The sequence below is a fragment of the Mesotoga infera genome (assembly GCA_011045915.1).
In the GTDB taxonomy this organism is placed as follows: Bacteria; Thermotogota; Thermotogae; order Petrotogales; family Kosmotogaceae; genus Mesotoga; species Mesotoga infera_D.
Window position 1 is genome coordinate 1 of sequence record DSBT01000178.1, and the last position, 22,197, is coordinate 22,197.

21 protein-coding genes and 1 tRNA gene are annotated in these 22,197 nt (G+C 44.8%); 13 read left to right on the forward strand and 9 right to left on the reverse strand.

Annotation, left to right across the window (positions count from 1 at the left end; genetic code table 11):
• From ENN47_06575 to ENN47_06590, 4 genes are all read left to right on the forward strand, one after another.
• Nucleotides 1–292: (2Fe-2S)-binding protein (locus tag ENN47_06575; GenBank protein HDP77834.1), on the forward strand; the 292-nt coding region annotated here is incomplete at its 5' end.
• Entirely contained in the window at nucleotides 289–1,527 is a 1,239-nt protein-coding gene (locus ENN47_06580) for an FAD-dependent oxidoreductase (protein HDP77835.1), read from the forward strand. The genes ENN47_06575 and ENN47_06580, both read left to right, overlap by 4 nt.
• A complete protein-coding gene (locus tag ENN47_06585; protein ID HDP77836.1) occupies nucleotides 1,524–1,898 on the forward strand; it encodes a DUF1667 domain-containing protein in 375 nt (124 codons plus the stop codon). The genes ENN47_06580 and ENN47_06585 overlap by 4 nt, the downstream gene beginning before the upstream one ends.
• A gap of 50 nt (nucleotides 1,899–1,948) precedes the next feature.
• A tRNA-Asn gene (locus ENN47_06590) sits at nucleotides 1,949–2,023 on the forward strand.
• Between the two features lie 27 nt (nucleotides 2,024–2,050).
• Here ENN47_06590 and ENN47_06595 read toward each other — a convergent pair.
• Nucleotides 2,051–2,989 carry an asparagine synthetase A gene (locus ENN47_06595; protein HDP77837.1) on the reverse strand — a complete coding sequence of 313 codons (939 nt, stop codon included), beginning with the start codon at nucleotides 2,987–2,989 and terminating at the stop codon, nucleotides 2,051–2,053.
• A 269-nt stretch (nucleotides 2,990–3,258) separates the two neighbouring features.
• Between ENN47_06595 and ENN47_06600 the strand changes: the two genes are divergently transcribed.
• Nucleotides 3,259–4,272, forward strand: coding sequence for a radical SAM protein (locus ENN47_06600; protein ID HDP77838.1), 1,014 nt, complete (start codon nucleotides 3,259–3,261; stop codon nucleotides 4,270–4,272).
• The gene (gene smc, locus ENN47_06605; GenBank protein ID HDP77839.1) at nucleotides 4,259–7,783 is read left to right on the forward strand and encodes a chromosome segregation protein SMC; all 3,525 of its coding nucleotides are present in this window, start codon (nucleotides 4,259–4,261) and stop codon (nucleotides 7,781–7,783) included. The genes ENN47_06600 and smc overlap by 14 nt, the downstream gene beginning before the upstream one ends.
• A gap of 1 nt (nucleotide 7,784) precedes the next feature.
• Here smc and ENN47_06610 read toward each other — a convergent pair whose 3' ends face one another.
• The 8 genes from ENN47_06610 to ENN47_06645 all read right to left on the reverse strand — a co-directional run bounded on the left by ENN47_06610 (nucleotide 7,785) and on the right by ENN47_06645 (nucleotide 15,922).
• Nucleotides 7,785–8,681, reverse strand: a complete 897-nt coding sequence (locus ENN47_06610; protein HDP77840.1) for a DMT family transporter — start codon at nucleotides 8,679–8,681, stop codon at nucleotides 7,785–7,787.
• A complete protein-coding gene (locus ENN47_06615; protein ID HDP77841.1) occupies nucleotides 8,678–10,165 on the reverse strand; it encodes a glycoside hydrolase family 13 protein in 1,488 nt (495 codons plus the stop codon). The genes ENN47_06610 and ENN47_06615 overlap by 4 nt, the downstream gene beginning before the upstream one ends.
• A complete protein-coding gene (locus ENN47_06620) occupies nucleotides 10,162–10,974 on the reverse strand; it encodes a transglycosylase (protein HDP77842.1) in 813 nt (270 codons plus the stop codon). Before ENN47_06620 ends, ENN47_06615 begins: the two co-directional genes overlap by 4 nt.
• Before the next feature lie 66 nt (nucleotides 10,975–11,040).
• Nucleotides 11,041–12,663 carry an NADH-quinone oxidoreductase subunit NuoF gene (gene nuoF / locus ENN47_06625; GenBank protein ID HDP77843.1) on the reverse strand — a complete coding sequence of 541 codons (1,623 nt, stop codon included), beginning with the start codon at nucleotides 12,661–12,663 and terminating at the stop codon, nucleotides 11,041–11,043.
• A 2-nt stretch (nucleotides 12,664–12,665) separates the two neighbouring features.
• On the reverse strand, nucleotides 12,666–13,163 hold the full coding sequence (locus ENN47_06630; protein ID HDP77844.1) for an NAD(P)H-dependent oxidoreductase subunit E: 498 nt from the start codon (nucleotides 13,161–13,163) through the stop codon (nucleotides 12,666–12,668).
• A gap of 70 nt (nucleotides 13,164–13,233) precedes the next feature.
• Entirely contained in the window at nucleotides 13,234–15,033 is a 1,800-nt protein-coding gene (locus ENN47_06635; GenBank protein ID HDP77845.1) for an NADH-quinone oxidoreductase subunit NuoF, read from the reverse strand.
• A 17-nt stretch (nucleotides 15,034–15,050) separates the two neighbouring features.
• Nucleotides 15,051–15,428, reverse strand: a complete 378-nt coding sequence (locus ENN47_06640; protein ID HDP77846.1) for a (2Fe-2S) ferredoxin domain-containing protein — start codon at nucleotides 15,426–15,428, stop codon at nucleotides 15,051–15,053.
• Nucleotides 15,428–15,922 (reverse strand): NAD(P)H-dependent oxidoreductase subunit E, encoded by a 495-nt coding sequence (locus ENN47_06645; GenBank protein HDP77847.1) that lies wholly within the window; start codon nucleotides 15,920–15,922, stop codon nucleotides 15,428–15,430. Before ENN47_06645 ends, ENN47_06640 begins: the two co-directional genes overlap by 1 nt.
• A 130-nt stretch (nucleotides 15,923–16,052) precedes the next feature.
• Between ENN47_06645 and ENN47_06650 the strand changes: the two genes are divergently transcribed.
• The 7 genes from ENN47_06650 to ENN47_06680 all read left to right on the forward strand — a co-directional run.
• The gene (locus ENN47_06650) at nucleotides 16,053–16,565 is read left to right on the forward strand and encodes an adenine phosphoribosyltransferase (protein ID HDP77848.1); all 513 of its coding nucleotides are present in this window, start codon (nucleotides 16,053–16,055) and stop codon (nucleotides 16,563–16,565) included.
• 14 nt (nucleotides 16,566–16,579) lie between these two features.
• Nucleotides 16,580–17,944 carry a glucose-6-phosphate isomerase gene (locus ENN47_06655; GenBank protein HDP77849.1) on the forward strand — a complete coding sequence of 455 codons (1,365 nt, stop codon included), beginning with the start codon at nucleotides 16,580–16,582 and terminating at the stop codon, nucleotides 17,942–17,944.
• Nucleotides 17,941–18,198: a hypothetical protein gene (locus tag ENN47_06660; protein HDP77850.1), complete on the forward strand. Its 258-nt coding sequence runs from the start codon at nucleotides 17,941–17,943 to the stop codon at nucleotides 18,196–18,198. Before ENN47_06655 ends, ENN47_06660 begins: the two co-directional genes overlap by 4 nt.
• On the forward strand, nucleotides 18,198–18,770 hold the full coding sequence (gene coaE, locus ENN47_06665) for a dephospho-CoA kinase (protein HDP77851.1): 573 nt from the start codon (nucleotides 18,198–18,200) through the stop codon (nucleotides 18,768–18,770). Before ENN47_06660 ends, coaE begins: the two co-directional genes overlap by 1 nt.
• Nucleotides 18,771–18,808: 38 nt before the next feature.
• Nucleotides 18,809–20,071 (forward strand): ABC transporter substrate-binding protein, encoded by a 1,263-nt coding sequence (locus ENN47_06670; protein ID HDP77852.1) that lies wholly within the window; start codon nucleotides 18,809–18,811, stop codon nucleotides 20,069–20,071.
• A 274-nt stretch (nucleotides 20,072–20,345) separates the two neighbouring features.
• Entirely contained in the window at nucleotides 20,346–21,521 is a 1,176-nt protein-coding gene (locus ENN47_06675) for an MFS transporter (protein HDP77853.1), read from the forward strand.
• 298 nt (nucleotides 21,522–21,819) lie between these two features.
• Nucleotides 21,820–22,197: ABC transporter permease subunit (locus tag ENN47_06680; GenBank protein ID HDP77854.1), on the forward strand; the 378-nt coding region annotated here is incomplete at its 3' end.

Sequence of the window (22,197 nt, forward strand, 5' to 3'; positions counted from 1 at the left end):
GCTTTCGTTTGAGCGAGTATCACAACTCATTGACAAGGATCCCGCCTATGGAAGGATAGTATGCCAGTGCAACGAGGTATCTGAGACAGAGGTGATTCAGGCAATAAGAGATGGAGCGAGGACTGTGGATGGAGTTAAGTTTAGAACAAGAGCTGGTTTTGGAAGATGTCAGGGCGGATTTTGCAGTTCAAGTATTGCCAGAATTCTGGCCAGAGAGCTGAAAAAAGACCTGTCGGAGATTAGACAGAACAATGAAAGAAGCTGGATAGTAAGCGAGAAGGTGAGACAATGAAGAGACTCATCACAGACGTACTTGTAATTGGCGGGGGAGCCGCAGGAATGGCCGGTGCCTTCAGCGCAGCGAAACAGGGTGTCAAAGTAACCCTGCTCGAAAGAGAGGCAGTAGTTGGCGGCGTCTTGAATCAGTGCATTCACAATGGTTTTGGACTTCAGTTTTATCATGAAGAACTTACTGGTCCGGAGTTTGCAGCTCGACTACAGAGTGAGATGAGTCAGGAAAGGGTAGATGTGATAGGTGAATCATATGTTCGGGAAATTGATGTCCGGAGGAAGGAAGCTTTGGTGTTGTCACCACAAGGTGCCTTCAAAATAGAGTCAAGGGCTCTCGTGATTTCGACCGGTGCAAGAGAGAGACCATTTGGGTCATTGCTGATACAAGGAGATAGACCTTCTGGGGTTCTGCCAGCTGGACTGGCACAGAGATTTGTCAATCTGGAGAACTATCTGCCGTCAAGACGTGCAGTTGTACTTGGTTCGGGAGATATTGGGTTGATAATGGCCAGAAGACTAACCCTTGAGGGTGTCGAGGTTGTGGCAGTAGTTGAGCGAATGCCGTATCCAGGTGGGCTTACGCGAAACATTGTTCAGTGTCTAGAGGACTATGGTATCCCGCTTCTTCTGTCGACAACGGTTACTGGCATTTATGGCAACGGAAGGCTTGAGGAAGTTGAGATCTCAAGAGTCGATGAGAAATTCACGCCTGTTCCTGGCACCTCGAAGAAATTGAAGACAGACACGCTGATTCTATCGGCAGGATTGTTGCCACAGGTTGAGGATTTCGATAATGATTTGATGATAGATCCTGTTAATCGAGGTTTCATCGTTTCCAATACCGGTGAAAGTAGCATAGAAGGTGTCTTCGCTGCAGGAAACAATGTGGCTGTGTTTGACCTGGTTGATTATGTGGCAGCTGAGGGTTGGATAGCTGGCCGACATGCTGCTCTTTTCTCACTTGGTGAGAACACGTCAGGTGACCGAGTTCCGGTCATAAGAGGAGAAAACGTGGGAGTACTGGTTCCAAGCATTGTCGATATGGAAGAACACTTGAGATTGTACATAAGACTGAGGAAGCCCATGGATGAGGGAAGAGTAGTACTAAAGGAGTTGAACTACGAAAAGGGTTTTTCTTACGGAGTTCCAAGTGAGATGATCCAAGTGGTCATAAACAAGGATAAGCTGGCTCCTCTCCTGGATGCAGGACAACTGACTGTAGAGGTGTTAACATGAAACGACATATTACCTGTGTGATCTGCCCCGTAGGTTGCAAGATATCTGTAAGAAAGAAGGATGAGAAATACGAAGTAACTGGTAACAAATGCCCAAGAGGTCAGGAATACGCACTCAATGAACTCGTAATGCCGAAACGAATACTTACAACCAACGTGAGAGTTTTGAACGGGGAACTCCCTCTTGCTTCAGCGAAGACCACAGGCCCAATTGACAGAGCCCTAATACTCGAAAAGATGAGTTTAATCAGCAGAATAGCCGTTGAGGCGCCGGTGAAGATAGGGAACGTTTTGATAGATGACATCGACGGTGAGGGAACTTCACTTGTCGCTACTCGACCAGTTGGAAGAATCGAAACCTCCAATCAGTAGCTTTGGCTACTTGAAATAACTTTAGATTCGAGTTACAATAATCAATGTGTTCCAGCGTGGCTCAATGGCAGAGCATCCGGCTGTTAACCGGACGGTTGGGGGTTCGAGTCCCTCCGCTGGAGCCAGAACTCCCCCGTAAGGGGGAGTTTTCGTTATATCCAGCTCTGCCCTGGAACTTTCGGGAATAGCCTGGTTTTCAGGACGTTGTCAAGAGAGCATACATATCTGGCAAGTCTTTCGACTCCAATTCCACAACCCGCTGTTGGAATGAGTTCTCTCATTTCTGCTATCTCCATGTACCAGGCAAGTTCTTCGGGGTCAGTACCTTTGAATTCCATTCTGTTAATAATCCTTGGGTATTCCCACTCTCTCTCTCCACCAGACAAGGTCTCTCCGAATCCTTTTGGAAGAATCAAGTCCATGTCTTTGAGTGTCTTTCCATCATCAGACAGGAGGTCGTAGAACTCCCTCTCCCATATTGGGAAGTCTATCAACCAGAAGGGTTCAGTGAAGCTGGAGGACAGAACGGTTTCGAAGTCTTTTCCATACTGTTCGTAAGCATCCATGAACTTCACTTTTGCGAATGGTCGGGAGGGTACTAAAGGGTCTGAAGACAGATATTCCAGTTCCCTTATACAGCTCTCTTTAATTGTTGTAATTACGCTGGCCAGCAGATCTTCAACAAGTAACATCACGTCATCTCTGGACGCGTTCTTGATTTCCAGATCGATCTGACTGAATTCGAAAAGATGTTTTCCCGACAGCGCCTTCTCAGAAGTCTCTAGTCTCACGTTAGGAGATACTATGAAGATCCTGTCAAATGACTTGCATGCCAACTGCTTGTGGAAAATCATGGACTGCGTTAGACGATACTCCTGATCGTAATAACGAAACTTCGCGTTATGAACTTCATGGTTCAGTGGATCGGTTATTGGAGATACAACGGTGGGAAGAAGTTCCACAAAGCCTTTTCCCCGAAGGAAGTTGTTTGCTTCTCCCAGCAGTGCGGACTTAACTCTAACTGCCGATTTTACTAGCGGGTCTCTCAGGTGTTCCAGTATCCTTGTGCTTAGTCTCCCTGTGCTTTCCATTCTCTCACCCCTTATAAAAAAAAGAAGGCCGATGGTTATCCATCGGCCTTTTAATCTTCTAAAAGCTACAAAAGCAAAGATTAACTGACCGATCCCGGCCAGGAATTATTATCGACTCCTCTATTCCCATATAAAGACTCATTATGAACCATAATCATTCCTCCTGATTGTTTGATTGTACCACCTGAAAAGTAACACGAAAAGCACGCTGTTTAAGATTTGTTGAAGTATCTTTGTTAAATAGCGCTCGATCGGTTTATAATATTAGCATGAATATCATTCCAATTTTCGTTCCACATGAGGGTTGCAGAACGCGATGCACATTCTGCAATGAATACTCCGCGACCGGAGTCAGGAAGCTTCCCGATATGGAAGAGGTTTTGTCGACCGTAAAGAGATACCGGGGATATTTCAGGAATCCAGATGAGACAGAACTGGCCTTTTATGGCGGTACGTTCACTGGAACCGGTCAACAGCAAGTGTATCTTGATGTTGCAGAAGAGCTTGTTCAAAAAGGTCTTATTAAGGGGATAAGGTTCTCCACTTCACCGGAACAAATATCAGAAGAGATGATCGGTCTGCTGAATTCAACTTCCATCAGTTTCGTGGAACTTGGTGTTCAGTCATTTGACGATGATCTGCTGAAGAGCTGTCGCAGAAATCACGGATCCAGAGAAGTGTATGAGGCAGCCGACCGGCTAAGGAGTAATGGGATAGCTTTCGGTATTCACTTGATGACGGGATTGCCGGGAGATACTGAGGAAAAGGATATTTATTCGACTTTGGAAGCGATTCGTGTGGGTGCTTCGTCCGTAAGAATTCATCCGCTTGTTGTTTTGAAAGGATCGCTTCTTGAGGGCGAGTATTTACATAGAAGATTCGCGCCTCAAGGACTCGAGGAATCTATAGAGATCGTTTGGAAGATGTATTTACTGCTTTTGCTGGCAGATGTGAAGGTTAGCAGGGTGGGAATCTGTATTTACGGAAAGCAGATTGAAAACGTGGTTGCAGGTCCATTTCACCCGGCATTCGGCGAGTTAGTCAGAGACAGGTTGATGCTTGAAGTCATTAGGAGATGCTGTAAAGGCAGAGATCGTTATGCGCTTAAGTTAGATAGGAAATACAGAAGATGGTTCACAGGTCACAAAAAAGCTGTTCTTGAAAGTGCTTCTGGAGAAGGGATTCCGATAGGTTTCTGCGACGATGGAGAAGATATCGATATACCTTTATATATGAAACTGATCGGGGAAGAAATTCTGAGGGAGGCCTATGCTAAGACTTAATTCAGTTTACATAAAAGGCTTCAAGAGCTTCGCAATGCCAACCAGATTCGAAGTCTCATCTGGAATTACTGCTGTTGTCGGACCGAATGGCAGCGGAAAGTCGAACGTTGTAGATGCCATAAGGTGGATATTTGGCGAGCAGTCGATGAAGAACATCAGAGCCGATAACAGAGAGGACGTGATTTTCAACGGTTCGGAAAGGTTTCCACCTTCAAATTCTGCCGAAGTAAAGCTTGTGTTTGAATCGGAACAAGGAACCTTCTCCATAGCTCGGGAGATTTCGAGAGATGGGCAATCGATGTACAAAGTTAACGACAGACAGTCGAGACTCAAAGATATAAGGGAGTTGTTTCAGGGCACCGGAGTTGGAATGGATATCTACTCGATTGTGGGCCAGGGTCAAGTCGACAAAGTCGTAACCGCTTCTCCTTTTGAATTGAGAGCTCTAATAGAAGAAGCAGCCGGTACCGCAGTGTATAAGGAGAGGAAGAAAGAGGCTCTTGGAAAACTCGCCGCGACGGAAGAAAATCTGAATAGACTGGAAGACATAATCTTTGAACTTGGCAAGCAACGCAAATCACTCTACCTTAAGGCAAAGAGGGCAGAAAAGTTTGTTGAATATTCTGCGAAGCAGAAGGAGCTCAAAAATCTCTTTTATGGAAATATTGCCAGGCTTGAGAAGGAGAAGCTTGAAGAGCTGCATGCAGGTTTCAACAAAGTGCGCGACGAACTGAAGGACTTGCAGAAGAGATTGATTGAAGGTGAATCAAGGTGGTCTTCTTTGAGAGCCGAGTTTTCCGAAGTTGATAAGGAAATTGAGGGGTTCACCAAGCTACTTGAGGAGTACAAAAAGCGTCAAAACGATCTGCTTGAGCTCAAGGAGATGTATACCAGAAGACTGAGCGAGCGAGAGAACAGATTGATCGAAGTATCAACAAGGATAGATAACTTCAGATCGGAAATCGAGGATCTCGACAAGAGAAAAGACGAAATCAAGCTGATTATCGAAACTCTAGAAAAGCAGATCTCGGATGAAGAGACCGGTCTGTCTTCGTCTGAGGAAGAGCGAGACTCTCTCGTAAAGAACTACAGCGCCAGAGAGCGCGAATGGTTGAAACATCAGGAGACCTTCGATTCGATTTCCAAGAGGCTTTCCAAAATTGAAAACGAGCTTGAGAGACTTGAAAACAGTGGTGAGGACACCAACAAAAGGCTCAGACTTATCGAGAATCAGCTTGGGTCAAAAAGAGAGCGATTTGAGACCCTTAAGGAGGAAACTGAGTCTCTTGCAAAACAAGGCAAAGAGAGCTCGGAGAAACAACGAAAAGTTGAAGCCGACGTGAGTGGATCGAAGGGAAGGCTCTCCGAGCTCGAAATCGAATTAGAGAGGGCAAGAGAGAATCTCTCTAAAGATGAGAGCGAGTTGAGGCGCTCTCAAATGGAAAGAGGCCTGTTAGAAAGGCAACAAGAGGAGTATCAGGGTTTTTCAAAGGCCGTCAGAGAGATTTTCTCAAGAAAGGACAGCTTTTCTGGACTGCGAGATGTCGTCGCAAATCTCGTTGGCGTGCCTGAGTCATATGAGACTGCAATAACAATTCTTCTAGGATACAGAATGCAGGATATTGTCGTCGACGACTCAATCACCGCAAAGAGAATCATAGAGTTTTTAAAATCATATAGGATAGGCCGAGTAACATTGCTTCCGATGGACATGATAGAAGGTAATTTCAGAACCTTTTCCAAAGCAGAGTCGCATCCGGGTTTCATAAACTATGCAGCAAGACTTGTAGACATTCCAAGCGGTTTTGAAAAGCTCCCTATTTACCTTTTTGGAAATTCTGTAGTTGTAGCAACTCTAGATGATGCGATCGATATTAGGAAGGCAGTCGGTTTTTCGGGGAGAATGGTTTCCGTTGATGGCCAGTTGCTGAGTGCCGGTGGATCTATTACTGGCGGATTCATTGGTGAAGAGGCACGAACCGATCTGCTTTCAAGAAAGAGAAGGATTCAAGAGCTCATGGAAAGGGAGGCCGAACTTGAAAAGCAGATTCAGTTGGGCCATAGACAGATCGAAAGATTCAAGGACGAAATAAGGGAGGTAAGGGGATATCTCAAAGCTCTACAGGAGGAGCTGAATGAGTTGGCTTCCAAAGGAGCTGCAATCAACAGAATGATAAGCGAGCTTCTGAAATCCGCTCAGGAGGTTGAGGAAGAGATATCTGAGCTGACAAAGCTTGAAAACGAGTACACAAGAAGGATGGAAGAGAATTCGAGAAAAAAGGAGATACTCGTTGGAGAGCAGTCCTCTCTCAAGGAAGAGCGTCTGAATCTCGAGCGAACGGTTGAAGCAGAATCAGAAGAACTCAAGAAGCAAAAGAAAGCTCTGGAACAGCTTCAAGAGAGAATAGTAGATACGAGATTAAGGCTTTCGACACTGTATGAGAAGCACGAGCAGTACACAAAAGAACATTCTTCTTTGATTCAGAAGAAGAAAGTTGATAAGGAGAACATAGATCTGCTTTCAAGAGAGGTAGTTGAGGTTGAGTCTGAAACCGAGCGTCTTAGAAGGCAAGTGGGCGACCAGGAACGCGAGTTGACTTCAGTGAAGAAAGAAACGGAAAATCTCTTCTCGAGCATAAGAAATCAGAGAGAGGGAAAAGAGCAGAGACTATCGTCACTTCAGGAAGCGGAGGAAGAGATAAACAAGATGAAAGCGGATAGAGAGAAGCTTCGAGATAAGGCTCATCAGCTTGAGATGCATATTCAAGAGAGTGAAATGAAGCTTTCGAGAGTGAAAGAGGAACTGGAGGAAGATACTGGAGATCTTCAGATACTTTCTGAAGAGAAACTGCATGAAACCAAGATTGAGCTTGACGACTATGAAAACAAACTCAAATTCCTTGGCAGTGTTGATCTGGATGCCATAGATGAGTACGGCGTAGTCGATAGGGAGTATCAAGAGCTTGATGAACAGAAACAAGATCTCGAAGATGCAAAGGTCAAGCTTATTGAACTGATCGAGAAAACCGATGCAAAGGCAAAGAGTATCTTCATGGAGACTTTCAACAGTGTGAACAGTAATTTCGGTCAATATATCGAGGAAATTTTCGATGGTGGCGAGGGAGAGATCAAGATAATTCCGGGTGAGGATCTCCTTGAGACAGGTTTGGAGATCACTGTCAGGAGACCCGGCAGAAAGGTTCAGAAACTGCAACTCCTTTCCGGTGGAGAGAAAGCGCTCGTAGGAATTGCACTCGTATTCTCTTTGCTAAGCATTAAGCCAAGTCCGTTTTATGTCCTGGATGAAGTTGATGCCCCTCTTGACGATTTCAATGCGGAGAGATTCAGAGTATTGCTGAAGAAACATGCGACCGACACTCAGTTTCTCGTGGTTACTCACAATAAGCTTGTTATGGAAGTTGCCAATGTTCTTCATGGTGTTACGATGACTGACGGTCTATCTAGAGTGATTCCCGTCGAACTTCAATCGGTGGAAACGGTTATCGGCTAACTCAATTTCCTTGAGGTACTGACTGTCGGTACTCTCTTAAGATAACCACAACCATGCCCAGCCCAACAAAGATAGATCCGATGAAGAAAAGCATGGAAGGGGAATTCTTAAGAAAAGCAATATCGGCCGCAATTGTAAAAATTGGGATTGTGTAAACCCAGAGAGTTGCAGCCTTTCCACCCCAGAGAGTGATTCCCTTATTCCAAAGGATGTAGCCGAGAGCCGAAGCCAGAATACCGAGAAACAACACTCCAAAAATCGCACTGCGAGAAAACTCTACGGACCTCTTGAAGATAAAAACTTCCGTTATTGCAAAAGGCACTGAGAATAGCAGTCCCCAAAGCATTACTTCTAAAGTCGTCCATATGGAACTGTTATGAATTCTCTCATAGAAAAAAGTATAGGCCGCCCACGAGACTGCGGCGCCGAACGATAGAAGGTTCCCGAAAACACTCGAGCCTTCGGAAAAACTTCCAGAGTAGATAATCACGAAGAGCCCGGAAAAAGCAATAAAACCGCCTAAGTACTCGAAAAGATCGAATCTTCTCCTTACAAAATCGTAGAGAATTATTGTCAGTATTGGAGCTGTAGATACGATAAGAGAGGCATCGGAAGCGTTTGTCATTGTTAAGCCGTAATTTTCGAAGAGGAAATAAAATGTTATGCCGAATAGACCTGCCAGTGCAGCATTTCCGTGGCTAACTGTAGCGAAAGACCCCCTCTTTCTTGCTGAGAAAGGAAAAAGAATTACGACAGCCAAGCCGAATCTGATAGAGGTCAACAGCATCGGCGGGAGTGATTCCACGGCCACTTTTGTGAAGATGTATGATCCTCCCCAAATCATTGCCGTTGCTGCCAGGATTACGAGCCCGAAAGATCTCCTCTCAATTCTCTTCATATTCTCTTGTAGGGGGTGTAGTGTGTCTTTGACCTGGAAATCACTGGCTCCAGTATCAGTCCTTCGTACGGCTGAAGCTCAGTAGATATTGTTCCGAAGGATGCTTTTAAGATCTTCCCTGTAACCATATCCTTCATCTCTGTACCATTCATCAGAAACCCTTCCTGCAGAAAGATTCTTGATCTGACTATGTTTCCAGTGGGGTTAACAACACAGACAACTAAATCGTCGATTGTCCCGGTAATTCTTTTGAAAGAGACGAGGGATCCATCAGAAGAGATCAGAGGTTTGAAATCACCGGATCGCAATGACAGTTTTCTCTGGCGAATCGAAATGAGTTTCCTGTATAGCTCCAAAGTTTTCCTTTCGATGTGGATATTTCCCCATTTCATTGGAGCTCTGTTTTCAGGATCGTTCCCGCCCTCCATTCCAATCTCCTCTCCATAGTATATCAAAGGTATTCCTGGGAGACAGTACTGGAGAGTAAGAGCGGCGCTTATTCTCTCGAACGATCCAAGTTCATTTCTTAGTCTGGGCACATCATGTGATGAGAGAACGATCCATGACCTGGACAGGAACTCGATTCCTGCATCTACTATGGCGTCGTTGATAATTTGAAGGGCATCTCTTCCCGAAATATAGCCATTAAATGCTTCCCAAATTACTAATCGAAAGTAATAGTTCATCAATCCGTCAAGTCCTGATCTTTCAGGCCAGTCTCCTGGATAATTCCAGATCTCTCCAATTACGCTTGAATCTGGTCTTGCGCTTTTGGCTGAATGAACCAAGGCTTTAAGAATCCTGGGGCCCAAGTCATATGCAACATCAAGTCTCCAGCCATCTATTCCCAGCTTCAACCAATAACTTACTACTGAATCCTCTCCGTCATATATGATTTGAGCTAGTTCCCGATCTTCAAGGTTTAATTCGATCAGGTTGTCAGAGTCCATCCAGCCTCTAAAACCTTTCTCTCCATTGAAGAAATAGCTCTTGTACTTGTCATTTCCCTGTTCTGCACCGGGCTGTTCGAATATTCTAAGGCCGTTGAACCATCTTCCGGAAGTCCCGACATGGTTAAACACTCCGTCGAGAATTACCCTAATGCCCTTCCTATGTGCTTCATCCAGCAGAAATTTGAATTCTTCTTCAGTTCCTAAGTCACTGTCGATCGTGAAATAGTCGATGGTATCATACTTATGATTTGTGTGCGCCCAGAAGATCGGGTTAAGATAGATTGTGTTTGCTCCAAGCTCTTTTATGTAATCAAGTTTTTCAATTACTCCAATCAAATCGCCACCCCAATAATCGTACTGGTGGCTGCCATCAGTCGATGGGAAAGGTTTCTCATCCCATCTTTTAACCTTTTGCCTTGGAAGAGAGTAATGACCATCCTGCCTCTTCTGAAAGACAGTCTTCCCTTTTCCGATATTGAATCTGTCTGGAAATATCTGGTAGACAATCGCATCTTTCTGCCAGTCTCTCATCTCTTCTCCTCGAGCAGTTCATTGGCATAGGCAAGATATACCATTCCCAAAAAGATGTTGTCTCTCACCGACCAGAGCTCTTCAGGCTTAACGTTAATCTGAGATTGTCTGAGCCAGGAGTTCAGGGTCCAGAGAGTTATCTCATAGATCTGCATGAGTCCCCTGGAATAGACGAAGGTCGCAAAAGACTCATCGATGCTTCTTTCCTCCATCAGAGCGAATGGATTAAGTGAAGATTCAACCGCCATGATGGACAGCACAATCGCGAGATCCAGCCGTGACAAATCGAGAGAACGAATCTCACCACCAACGATGATATCTACCTTCACTTCCCTAAATTCAATTAATGCGTTGTAAATCTCTTCTGAGAGCCGAGTTCTGAATGTGCCAGGTCTGTCCGAAAGCAGATTACTGGATTCTATCAGTGAATATATCTTTGCTTTCAGAGCGGGGTATTCCTTTCTTGATCTTCCCAATGAGAGGTCTGATATTGCTTTGTTGTAATCGAAAAGGGAACTCTCAGGAACATTGTGCATCTTTATTGAGTTGCTTAATTCGATTTCCGACGAGTCGTTCATATCAGCAAAGTAATTGTAGGCATCCAGAACGCGATCATCATAAAAGTATGAAGGACTTGCAAGAAGAGTTTTGTAATCAGCTCCAAGCCCGGCATTATAAAGAACGGAAAGAGCCGCGACTCTTTCAAGTCTGTTCTTCGTTCTTAGGGAAGTTAGTATCATTACGATAGCAATAATGGAGGCAAGCAGGATCATAAGAACAACCAAATCTATCTTCTTACCCTTGTCCATAATTCACCTCTCGGCAATTATAGCAGAGAAAAAGCCGGGTTGCCCCGGCTGTTCATTGCAGTCTATCTATCTTTTTTTTGTTGTTGGTTTTTCGAATTTGCAGACACCGACTGGACATTGTGGAGAATTCACGTGCGCAAGGAACTCATCCTTGAATCTATCGAGAATTGATCTGAGGGGTACGGGGACTGACTGGCCAAGACCACAGAAGGATGATTCTTCCATGGTTTCCGATATATCGTACAATTGGTTTAACATTTCGGATGTTCCTCTTCCCTTTGAAAACTCGTCAAGGATATGTACAATCACATGAGTCCCCTCTCTGCACGGAGCGCACTTCCCGCAGGATTCATGGGCGAAGAACTCCATTAGGTTTTTGGCAATATCGACAGCACAGTGCGTGTCGTCAATAGCGAGAATAACCCCAGAGCCCAGAGAGGCACCATACTTCTTGAAGGAGTCGAAATTCAGCTCAGCATTCATTTCTTCGGGCTTGATAAAGCTTCCTGCTGCCCCACCGGTCTGTACCATTTTTAGAGTTCTGCCATTGGGGGTTCCTCCACCGAATTTCTGCACAAGATCCCTAACAGAAGTACCCATGGGTACTTCGACTATTCCCCTCTTTACAAGATCACCGCATAAGGAGAAGACCTTTGTTCCCGGTGATGACGCTGTCCCAATAGACTTGAACCAGCTTGCACCCTTATCAATTACTGATGGAATACAGGCAAAAGTCTCCACATTATTGACTACGGTTGGCTTGCCGTATAGACCGCTAACCGGGGGATAAGGCGGCTTCAGTCTTGGTCTTCCCGATTTACCTTCAATTGATTCAATCAAGGCTGTCTCTTCCCCACAGACATAAGCTCCCGCGCCCAGTCTAACAGAGAGATCGAATGAAAAATCCGTACCAAGAATCGACTGCCCCAGAAGGCCATACTCATAAGCCTTGCTGATTGCACCTCTAAGGCTTGCGACAGATTCAAAGTACTCTCCTCTAATATATATGTATCCTTTGTCGGCCCCGACTGCGTAGCCGGCAATTATCATCCCCTCTATCACTGAATGAGGATCGCCTTCCATTATCAATCTATCCTTGAAGGTTCCCGGTTCACCCTCGTCAGCGTTACAGATGACATATTTTTCATCTGACTCGACTTTGTGGGTGAATTCCCATTTCAGTCCAGTTGGAAAACCGGCCCCACCTCTTCCTCTCAAATTGCTCTTTTTTAGCTCTTCAATAACTTCTTCTGGATTCAATCTCAAAGCCTTTGCGAGGCCTTGATATCCGTCATGGGCTATGTACTCCTCAAGATTTCTCGGATCGATTGAACCGGCATTTCTTAACACGATTCTCTCTTCTTTTGTAGCTTCTGACGCCTCAACATGTCCTGCCGATTCGAAGTTTGTGACAATGAGATCCTCAACTCTTCTTCCCTTGAGAAGGTGCTCCATGACCATCTTTTCAATGTCAGCTTCAGTCTTAACTGAATACATTACATTGTCTGGGAGGATCAGAAAAAGAACTCCTCGCCCATAATCTCCAAAAGATCCAGTCTCCAGGATTTCAACCATGGAGTTCAAATTATATCTTTCCGTTAGGATGCTCAGATAATTCTTGAAGTGTCTGGCACCGAGAAGCAAGCTGTTCGAATCTATTGATACGAGGACGGTTATTGGTTTACTCACAATTACTCACTCCTCTCTCTTGAGACGATGCCGTCAATAATTTCAGAGACTCTCTCCGGATTAAGGTTTCCGTAAGCCTCATCATTAATCATCATTACCGGGGATACTCCACAGAGTCCAAGACAACTAGTCTCCTCAAGAGTAAACAAGCCATCTGTGGTAGTCTCACCAAAATCAATTTCCAGAACGTTCTTTAAGGAGTCTACTACTGCCTTTCCTCCAGTTACATGGCATGGAAGACTCTTGCAGACTCGAATTACATATTTTCCCCTCTTGTGAGTCGAGAACATCGTATAGAAAGTAAGAACTTCATAAATTCTTGAGAGAGGCAATCCCGTCAGATCCTTCATCACTTCAGCTGCTTCGACTGGTATGAAGTTGCCAAAGTGATCTTGAATTGCGTGAAGAGCATTTATAAGCACATCGCCTTTTTCAAGGCTCTGGCTGCTAATGTTATCATAGATATTAGTTACGATTTCACGGACATTTTCTGCAGACATAAAAATTCCTCCCTTCAACCCTCTTGTAAGTAGCAAAAGAACCCCCACTAAGGGGGTTCCGGAAAGCCATTTATGGTGAAACTTTGCTAATCGCCCCAAATTTGCAGACGGCCAGACAACTTCCACATCTGGTGCAGATTTCTGAATCTATTTCGTGAGGTTTTCTTACCGAACCGCTTATAGCTTCAACGGGACAGACTCTGGCGCACGCAGTACAACCAACGCATTTGTCCTTATCAATTACCACACGCATCAAAGATTTGCACTTCTTTGCCGGACATCTTCCCTCTTTCACGTGAGCTTCATACTCATCCCAGAAATATCGCATTGTTGATATCACTGGCTGTGGTGCAGTCTGCCCAAGTCCGCAAAGTGAAGTCGACATGATATTCTCGCCAAGATCTTTCAGAAGTTGAAGGTCTCCCATAGTACCTTCACCTTCAGTTATTCTTTCGAGAACCTCGAGCATTCTGCGTGTTCCATCACGACAAGGTGTGCACTGACCGCAGGATTCCTCCACGGTGAATTCTAAGAAGTACTTCGCAACATCAACCATGCAGCTGTCTTCATCCATAACGATCATTCCACCCGAACCAATTATTGTGCCCAGTTTCTTCATGTTATCGTACGTTATCGGCGTGTCAATTAATTCCAGCGGTATGCATCCTCCACTAGGACCTCCGGTCTGAATGGCTTTCAATTTCTTCCCTCCAGGGACGCCTCCGCCAATATCAAAGATCAGTTTTCTAAGTGTGATGCCCATAGGAACTTCAACGAGACCTGTGTTCTTTACGTTTCCAGCCAGAGCAAAGACTTTTGTTCCCCTGGAACCATCCACTCCGTACTGACTGAACCATTCGCCGCCATTTGTGATAATCGGAGGAATGTTAGCGTAGGTCTCCACATTGCTCAGGAGAGTTGGCTTTCCCCATAGCCCCTTACTTGCAGGAAAGGGAGGTTTGACTCTGGGTATTCCTCTCTTGCCTTCAATTGAGTTTATGAGAGCAGTCTCTTCACCACAGACAAACGCACCTGCTCCAATTCTTATCTCAAGATCAAAAGAGAAATCAGTTCCGAGAATGTTTTCACCAAGGAATCCATACTCTCTGGCCATTTTCATCGCGTGAGTCAACCGTTCTATTGCAAGAGGGTACTCGGCTCTAACGTATACGAACCCTTTCTGGGCTCCAATTACTCTTGCAGCTATTGTCATAGCTTCCACAATTGTGTGAGGGTCCCCTTCAAGAACAGCCCTATCCATAAAGGCTCCAGGGTCGCCCTCATCAGCGTTGCAGATTACGTACTTCGTGTCGTCTTGTGCTTTCTTTGTCAGATCCCACTTCATCCAAGTCGGGAAGCCTGCTCCTCCGCGTCCCTTGAGCTCACTCTTTTTCAGTATTTCAACAACATCTTCCCCACTGAGTTCAAAAAGGACCTTATGCAGCGCGAAATAGCCGTCTCTGGCAATATATTCATCTATTGAAAGAGGATCAATTACCCCTAAGTTCCTTGTTGCGATTCTCACTTGCTCAGTGAAAAAGGGAAGCTCTTCCTGAGGTTTTTCGGTAAGATTTCCCGAGTCTCCTTTATATAAGAGATCTTCTACAACTCGTCCTTTCAGAATATGTTCTTCTACAATAAGAGCTGCATTCTCTGCCGTGATCTTCTGATAGAATACTCCTTCAGGATAGATCACCAAAATGGGTCCGAGGTCACAAGCACCCATACATCCCGTTTCTACCACCCTGACTACGCTTTCCAACGAGTACTTTTTCAGAGTTTCCTCAAATACGTTCTTCACGCTCTTCTCGCCTGCAGAAATGCAAGCTCCTCCGGCACAAATAAGCACCGTGTTTTCAACAGCGGGCACCCTTAATCACCTCTTCGTTATAGTTCTCCTCTTTTCACAATGAGATCTCCGACTACTTTTCCGCCGATAATGTGCTGCTCAACCACTCTCTTTGCTTGAGCCGGGGTTACGTGTCCATAAATTATTGGCTCTGATCCCTCGAGATGTACCTCAATTGTGGGCTCAACATCGCAGAGACCAAAACAGCCGGACTGAACGACAGCGACATCGTCAATTCCTTTCTCTTCAAGTGAGTCAACTATCGCCCTCAACGTATCCTTTGCGCCTGCGGCAATCCCGCAAGTTCCCATTGCCACGATTACTTTTCCTCTCTTGCCTGAGTCACGCATCTTAAGACCCTTCATTGCGTTCTCTTTGATCTTCATTAACTCTTCAAGGCTCTTAATTTTTGCCATTACTCGGCCCTCCTATATTTGCCCAATATCTTTGAAACCTCATCAGGGGTTACTCTTCCAAAATAGTCATCCTCGCCTACCAGAACCACTGGAGCCATGCTGCAGGCACCGAGGCATCTGACGGCGTGAATTGAAAAGAGTCCGTCGGAGGTCGGTTCATTCATCTCAACGCCCAGTTCGTCTCTGAGCCTTTCCAGTATCTTATCGGCACCCTTGACATAGCAGGCGGTTCCTAGACAGACTTTTATCTGGTTTTTTCCCTTCGGCTTCGTGCTGAAGAAATTGTAGAAAGTCACAACTCCATATACCTGACTTAAAGGAATATCGAGTTTCTCAGATACGTGCTGCTGCAGTTCTTCCGAAAGATATCCGAAGATTTCTTGCGCTTTGTGGAGTACATTAATTAAGACACCCGTGTTACCTTTGACAGAATCAATATACTCATCAAGTTCTTCATAGAGCTTCTGACAATCCGGGCAATTTACATGAGACAAACCTTACACCTCCTTCGAGGAAAGAATGTTATTTATTTCACACATGCATTATAACATGCACCTAGAGAAATGGGCTGATTCCTGTGTTAAAATAACCCATGTCTAAGGAGCTGTATAAGGAGGAGATTAGATGGATCTAGAAGCCTTTGTGCGTGACGTTCCTGACTTCCCAAAGGAAGGTGTGGTTTTCAAAGATGTCACTCCATTGTTAAAGGATCCTTTAGCTTTCAGGGAGTGCATACTGCAGATGTCGGAACGGGCAAGGAAAATTGACTTCAATACCATGGTAGCCCCCGAAGCCAGGGGATTCATTTTTGCGGCTCCTCTAGCTTATGAAATGGGGAAAGCGCTGGTACCCATTAGAAAGCCAGGAAAGCTTCCTTATAAGACCAAAGAGATAGAGTACGAACTTGAGTATGGAAAGGCGACTCTTCAAATGCACGTAGATGCGATATCCAATGGAGATAAGGTGCTGATAGTAGATGACATTCTCGCAACCGGTGGGACAATGGAGGCAATTGCCAGTATCATTGAAGACAGCGGTGGAGAAGTAGTTGGAATTCTCTGTCTGGCTGAACTGGAATTTCTTAATCCAAGAGAGAGACTTTCGGGCTATAGAGTGGAGACCTTAATTACTTATTGACGGAGGTTGCAGGAATGCTAAAATATGACTTCTCTTTTGCGTTCAAGGAGACCCTTGAAAGCGGACTTTCTTTTGATGAGATGATTGATATTGCGAAGACACTTTCAACGAATTTCGAAAGAGTCTTTCAACCGTTGCCTGGTTTTCTGCGAATTCTTGAAAGTGATGAAATTCTTGAAGAAGTCAAGGCTTACAGATCCTGGTTGGAGCATTTTGATAATTTCGTTGTAATTGGAATTGGAGGCTCGGCACTTGGCAATCAGGCTTTGCACTCCGCACTGAAACCGGTTAGCTGGAACTCTTATGCTAAGGAAAAGAGAGACGGGAACTCCAGAGTGTTTTTGCTTGATAATGTAGATCCCGATATGATTGCCTCTGTGTTAGGAGAACTGGATCTCGGAAACACTGTATTCAACGTCATCTCAAAGTCTGGAACTACTGCTGAAAGCATGGCAAATTATCTCATCGTTAGAGGGTTGCTCGAAAAACTTGATCTTCCAGTTAAAGACCATTTCATATTTACTACCGACAAACATAAGGGCGTGCTCAGGCAAATAGCAGATTCCGAGGGTATAAGAACCCTCACTATCCCGGAAGACGTTGGAGGTCGCTTCAGCGTTTTAACACCAGTAGGTCTGCTTTCGGCGATCGCGGAGGGAATTGACATAAGTCTTTTGTACGAGGGGGCCAGGTTTGGAAAGGAAAGATATCTCAGGGATGACGTCAAATCAAACCCGGCAGCTGTGAGTGCCTTAATACACTATGCTTATCTGAAGAAAGGGCACAACATCTCAGTAATGATGCCCTATTCAAACAGACTCCACACTCTTGCTGACTGGTATAGACAGTTATGGGCAGAGTCTTTGGGAAAGAAATTCGATGTCTCCGGAAGAATCGTACATACAGGTCAAACTCCAGCGAAATCTCTGGGTGCGATCGACCAGCATTCACAAGTTCAGCTGTACAACGAGGGACCGAAAGACAAAATAGTGACGCTCTTGAAGGTAGAGGATTTTGGAAACCAGCTTACAATACCATTCATTCATTCGGACATTGAAGCCTTGTCTTATCTCAATGGAGTCGAGGTTGGAGAACTGCTAAATGCGGAGCTAAGGGGAACATCAATTGCACTTGCTGCAAACGGCGTACCTAATATCACTATCTCTTTTCCACAGATAGATGAGGTTCATGTCGGTGAATTCATCGTCTCCTATGAGATACAAACTGCGTTAATGGGTTTCCTGTTGAAAGTAAATCCTTATGATCAGCCTGGAGTAGAGCTCGGAAAGAAATTGACGTATGCGTTTATGGGAAGAAAGGGATACGAGGAAGTAAGGGACAGATATGAGGAGAAAACCTCCTGGAGGTTCGAGTTATGAAGTCTGAGCTTATGAAAGTTATCGAAGGTTTTTCGGTCGAGGAAGTGTATTTCGCTACTGGAGAACCTATACCAACCTTTGTAATAGTATCAGTCGAATCCGAGGACCTTCTTCAGAAGATCGGAGAAATGGAAGAGATCGAGGCAGACATTATCGTGATCAGCCCGGAAGAGAGGAAGAAACTGGAAAACGCGAATAGCGATATTTCCAAAGTAGTACTGAATGTCATCGAGTCCGGAGAGAAGCTGCTGTAATGATAGTTGGTTTTGTGGGAAAGGCGGGAAGCGGTAAGTCTACTGCCGCCGAGCGTCTTGAAGGATTCGGTGCAGATATTATCTCCCTGGATGAACTTGGCCACGATTCGCTGGATGAAAAGAAAGAGCAGATCGTTGATTCTTTCGGGAAGAGTATTCTTACTTGCGGCAAAGTTGACAGAAAAAAACTTTCAAAGAAAGTCTTCCAAGACAGCAAACTCCTGTTAAGACTGAATGAAATACTTCACCCGGTTATTAGACGAAAGGCATTGAAAGCTCTTGAGGGATGTCATTCGAAGCTCTGCATAATCGACGGAGCTTTGATCCACGAAATAGGACTTGCTGACTATTGTGACAAAGTCATTTGGTTTGAATGTACAAATGAAGCTTCCGTTGAGAGACTCATGAAGAGAGGAATGAGCAGATCCCTGGCAGAGTCAATACTCCATTCACAGTCTCACCTTGATTCAATGAAGGTGATGGTCAGTGCCGAGGTCTCGACATCAGGCAGTATTGATGAGACTTTCGATAAGGTAAGAGAGATTCTTTTTGAATGGGGCGTAGTGGTATAATTAGTTCACTTAAACATTTCTTATAAGGAGGTAGGGAAATGCGCAAAAGATTAATTCTAGCACTTCTAATCGTTTCTTTTGCAGTATTTACCTTTGCTGTGACGGAGATTGAGTTTTGGCACGCAATGGGCGGTGCCCAGGGAACCACAGTCAATGAAATCGTGGCATCTTTCAATGAGGCAAACCCCGATATTGTGGTAGAAGCCATTTATGTGGGAAATTACAGTGCTCTGCAGCAGAAACTCCTGGTCAGTGCAGAGAGCAACACGCTGCCAGCTCTGTCTCAGGCTTATGGAAATTGGACTGCAAGACTTATTCCTCGAAATGCCGTACAGGAACTTGATTCGTTGATTGCTGATCCTGAAACGGGATTGACCGACGAAGAGTGGGAGGCTATCTGGAGTCCGTTCAAGAGAATGGTTACCTGGGGCGACACAGTATATGCCCTTCCCTTCAACAAGAGTACATATGTCCTCTACTACAATACAGACCTCTTTGAGGAATATGGTCTGGAAGTTCCAAAGACAATGGACGATCTCCTTTTTGCAGCAATGATGCTCACTGAGGATAAGGATAACGACGGACAGATTGATCAGTACGGCTTTGGCTTCAGAACAACTATTGATCATTTCATGATATTCCTTAGGGCCAATGGTGGCGAAGCAATAGAGATAAAGCCAGATGGTTCGGTAGAGGTTATTATAAATTCTCCTGAAGCTAAAGAAGCTCTTCAGTTAATGTACGACATGGCTCACACCTATAAGGTCGCTCTCTTCCAGGGAGGATATCTTGATGCACCATTCGGTGACGGGCAGATTGCCATGTTTGTTGAGACAATCGCTTCTGCATCTTACGTAGACTCAGGTTCAAGAGGAAAGCATGGTTGGGCATGGGCCCCGGTTCCGATGTGGGAAGTTCAGGCACCACCCTTTGCTGGTACGGATGTCGTTATGTTCAAAGGTATCACACCGGAGCAGAAGGCTGCTGCCTGGAAGTTCATGAAGTACCTCATAAGTCCAGAGATCCAAGCTTACTGGTCAGTTAAGACCGGGTACATGCCGGTAACGGAAATTGCTTTGACGACTCCTCAGTGGAAAGCATATGAAGAACAGAACCCGACTGTCCTAGTTCCTATCAGCCAAATCCCATTTGGTTCGGTAGATCCCAATGTTGCTCTTTGGGACGATGTCAGGACTATTCTCGGAACGATGGTTGGCGATGTAATCAACCAGAAGAGAACTGTCGAAGAGGGACTTGCCTGGGCCGAACAAGAAATTCTTCTGAAGGTCGCCGAGCAGTAGAGGCAGAAGTCAAGAATAGTTGGAGGCCTTAGGCCTCCTTTTTTTGTAACAATAGCCGGCCATTTCTTAAAGCCCAAGAATGGAAGTTTACTCGTTATTAGTGGAGGCGCTGATCTTGTTTTCCCAGTGAGACCGAAGGGTCAAGAGGGCTGTCTCTTGAATGTTCATATTGAAGAATAGACAATTGCTAAGTCTTCCTCCGAATGAGGTAGAATGTATGTGATTTAAGAAACTGCGGTTCTTCGTGACAGGATCATTGAAAGGCGGTTCAATAATGAAGAGATACTTTCACGCGTTCAACTTCTACGCGTTTTCGTTCTCCATACTTCTCTACCTTCTGACTTCGGCCATCAACACAAAGGCTGCAGATTGGGGGCTGTCCTATATAGAAATTGGTCTGATCAACTTTCTGGGCTGTGCATTCTATGTGGTCTCCGCTCTGAAATTTGGCAGGATGGGAGACAAAGTTGGTTTCAAGCGAAGCCTATCGAATGGCATGTTTTTGATGGCGATATCACTCTCTTTTGGATTCTTCTGGACTATTCCCATCCATCTGGTAATATCGGTAATCGGAATGAATGTTTTTTTCGGCTTCTTCTTTCCATCAATTGAGGGCTTGCTTTCGAAGTCGGAGAAAGCTGCTGGGGTTGATCCCGCAGCGACTGTTATCCGTTTCGTTCTCTCCTGGAGCGCAGGAAACGTTGTTGGGATGGCATTTGGTCCTTATCTAATTCAAAAACTCCCGATGGCGGTGTTTTCTTATGGGATTGTACTTTGTCTAGTGGGATCTCTGCATATAAGAGCTCACATCAAGAGATTCGGTGAGACTCTTCCAGGTCCATTCCACGATAGATTGAAGAATTCTCTTGGCGAAATAGATTTCCCTAAGATTAAGGATTATAGAAGAGTATATAGATTCACTTTTCTACTGGCGGGAATTATCTACACTAGTGGAATGGCGCTTTTTCCAAAACTAATTTCATCAACAGGAATACCTTTGGAGAATGTCGGTTTCTTAACCGTAGGTGCCAACATCGGAGTCTTTCTATCCTTTGTTTTCATGAGTTTCTTCCGATTTTGGGTAGGCAGTCCCAAAATCTCCTTTATGACAATGATTGCCGTGTTTGGGGCGGCTCTGTTGTCCTTTTTTCTGCCTGAAACCGCTCCCACGTTCTTCCTGGCAACCCTCTTTTCAGGCGCTACTTATGCGGTTCCTTACATATTCGCGATATTCTACGGGCTGAATTCTCGCGATGACGATCACGGAAAGCAGGGAGGAATACATGAGTCTATGGTAGGCATTATCTTTGGTGTCGGTCCACTTATTGGCGGGTATTTTCTTCAAATGTGGGCCAGTCTGAGAAGCATAGGAATCATGTCAATTGGGTTGATTATTTTCGTTATCGTAAGTCAAATGACTTTCATTAGAAAGATCAGTTCTGAGCAGTAGCAAACCCTTGTATGACTTGCCGTATCGTTATACTTCTCGCTAATAGCACTTTCAGGTTAGTACGTTGTTCTTAAAGGGAGTCTGTCCTACTAGAAACTCAATCATGTTCATATGTTATAATAAATGAGTTGTTGCAAGTCTAATGACTAAATAATTATGATTTAAGATCTTGTCCTGTCTCACTTGTGTGCTCAGTAATGAATAATTCTTAGGCTGAAAGTTAATACTGGATTTTTGGGGAGGGTCTTAATCATTCCGTTCACCGGCTTTTTGCCGGAAGATTTGGAAGGAGAAGAGTATGGGTTTCTTTGAGTATCTGGCAAGAAACTACGACCTGGTGCTGATAGAGCTGCTTAATCACATAAAGATTATTGCTATAGCGGTACCGATTGCAATTGGTATTGGCGTACCAATTGGAATAATCGTTTCCAGAAACAAAAAGCTTTCGTCGATAGCACTCTATGGAGCGGGAATTCTCATGACGATTCCAAGTCTCGCCCTCTTCGGCTATATGGTCGTCTTGCTTGCCCCGCTGAAAGCGGGAATTGGTGTCACTCCGGCAGTTATTGCTCTAGTGATATATTCCTTCCTGCCTGTCATAAGAAATACTGTGGTGGCAGTGAATTCAGTCGATCCCAGAATGATTGAGGCAGCAAAAGGAATGGGAATGACTAAC

Bases quoted from the DNA above. Each gene is read 5' to 3' on its own strand.
- ENN47_06580 (HDP77835.1), top strand. From the start codon at position 289: ATGAAGAGACTCATCACAGACGTACTTGTAATTGGCGGGGGAGCCGCA.
- ENN47_06640 (HDP77846.1), bottom strand. From the start codon at position 15,428: ATGGCAAAAATTAAGAGCCTTGAAGAGTTAATGAAGATCAAAGAGAAC.
- ENN47_06650 (HDP77848.1), top strand. From the start codon at position 16,053: ATGGATCTAGAAGCCTTTGTGCGTGACGTTCCTGACTTCCCAAAGGAA.
- ENN47_06655 (HDP77849.1), top strand. From the start codon at position 16,580: ATGCTAAAATATGACTTCTCTTTTGCGTTCAAGGAGACCCTTGAAAGC.
- ENN47_06660 (HDP77850.1), top strand. From the start codon at position 17,941: ATGAAGTCTGAGCTTATGAAAGTTATCGAAGGTTTTTCGGTCGAGGAA.
- ENN47_06675 (HDP77853.1), top strand. From the start codon at position 20,346: ATGAAGAGATACTTTCACGCGTTCAACTTCTACGCGTTTTCGTTCTCC.
- ENN47_06595 (HDP77837.1), bottom strand. From the start codon at position 2,989: ATGGAAAGCACAGGGAGACTAAGCACAAGGATACTGGAACACCTGAGA.
- ENN47_06670 (HDP77852.1), top strand. From the start codon at position 18,809: ATGCGCAAAAGATTAATTCTAGCACTTCTAATCGTTTCTTTTGCAGTA.
- ENN47_06630 (HDP77844.1), bottom strand. From the start codon at position 13,163: ATGTCTGCAGAAAATGTCCGTGAAATCGTAACTAATATCTATGATAAC.
- ENN47_06600 (HDP77838.1), top strand. From the start codon at position 3,259: ATGAATATCATTCCAATTTTCGTTCCACATGAGGGTTGCAGAACGCGA.
- smc (HDP77839.1), top strand. From the start codon at position 4,259: ATGCTAAGACTTAATTCAGTTTACATAAAAGGCTTCAAGAGCTTCGCA.
- ENN47_06615 (HDP77841.1), bottom strand. From the start codon at position 10,165: ATGAGAGACTGGCAGAAAGATGCGATTGTCTACCAGATATTTCCAGAC.
- ENN47_06620 (HDP77842.1), bottom strand. From the start codon at position 10,974: ATGGACAAGGGTAAGAAGATAGATTTGGTTGTTCTTATGATCCTGCTT.
- ENN47_06610 (HDP77840.1), bottom strand. From the start codon at position 8,681: ATGAAGAGAATTGAGAGGAGATCTTTCGGGCTCGTAATCCTGGCAGCA.
- ENN47_06585 (HDP77836.1), top strand. From the start codon at position 1,524: ATGAAACGACATATTACCTGTGTGATCTGCCCCGTAGGTTGCAAGATA.
- coaE (HDP77851.1), top strand. From the start codon at position 18,198: ATGATAGTTGGTTTTGTGGGAAAGGCGGGAAGCGGTAAGTCTACTGCC.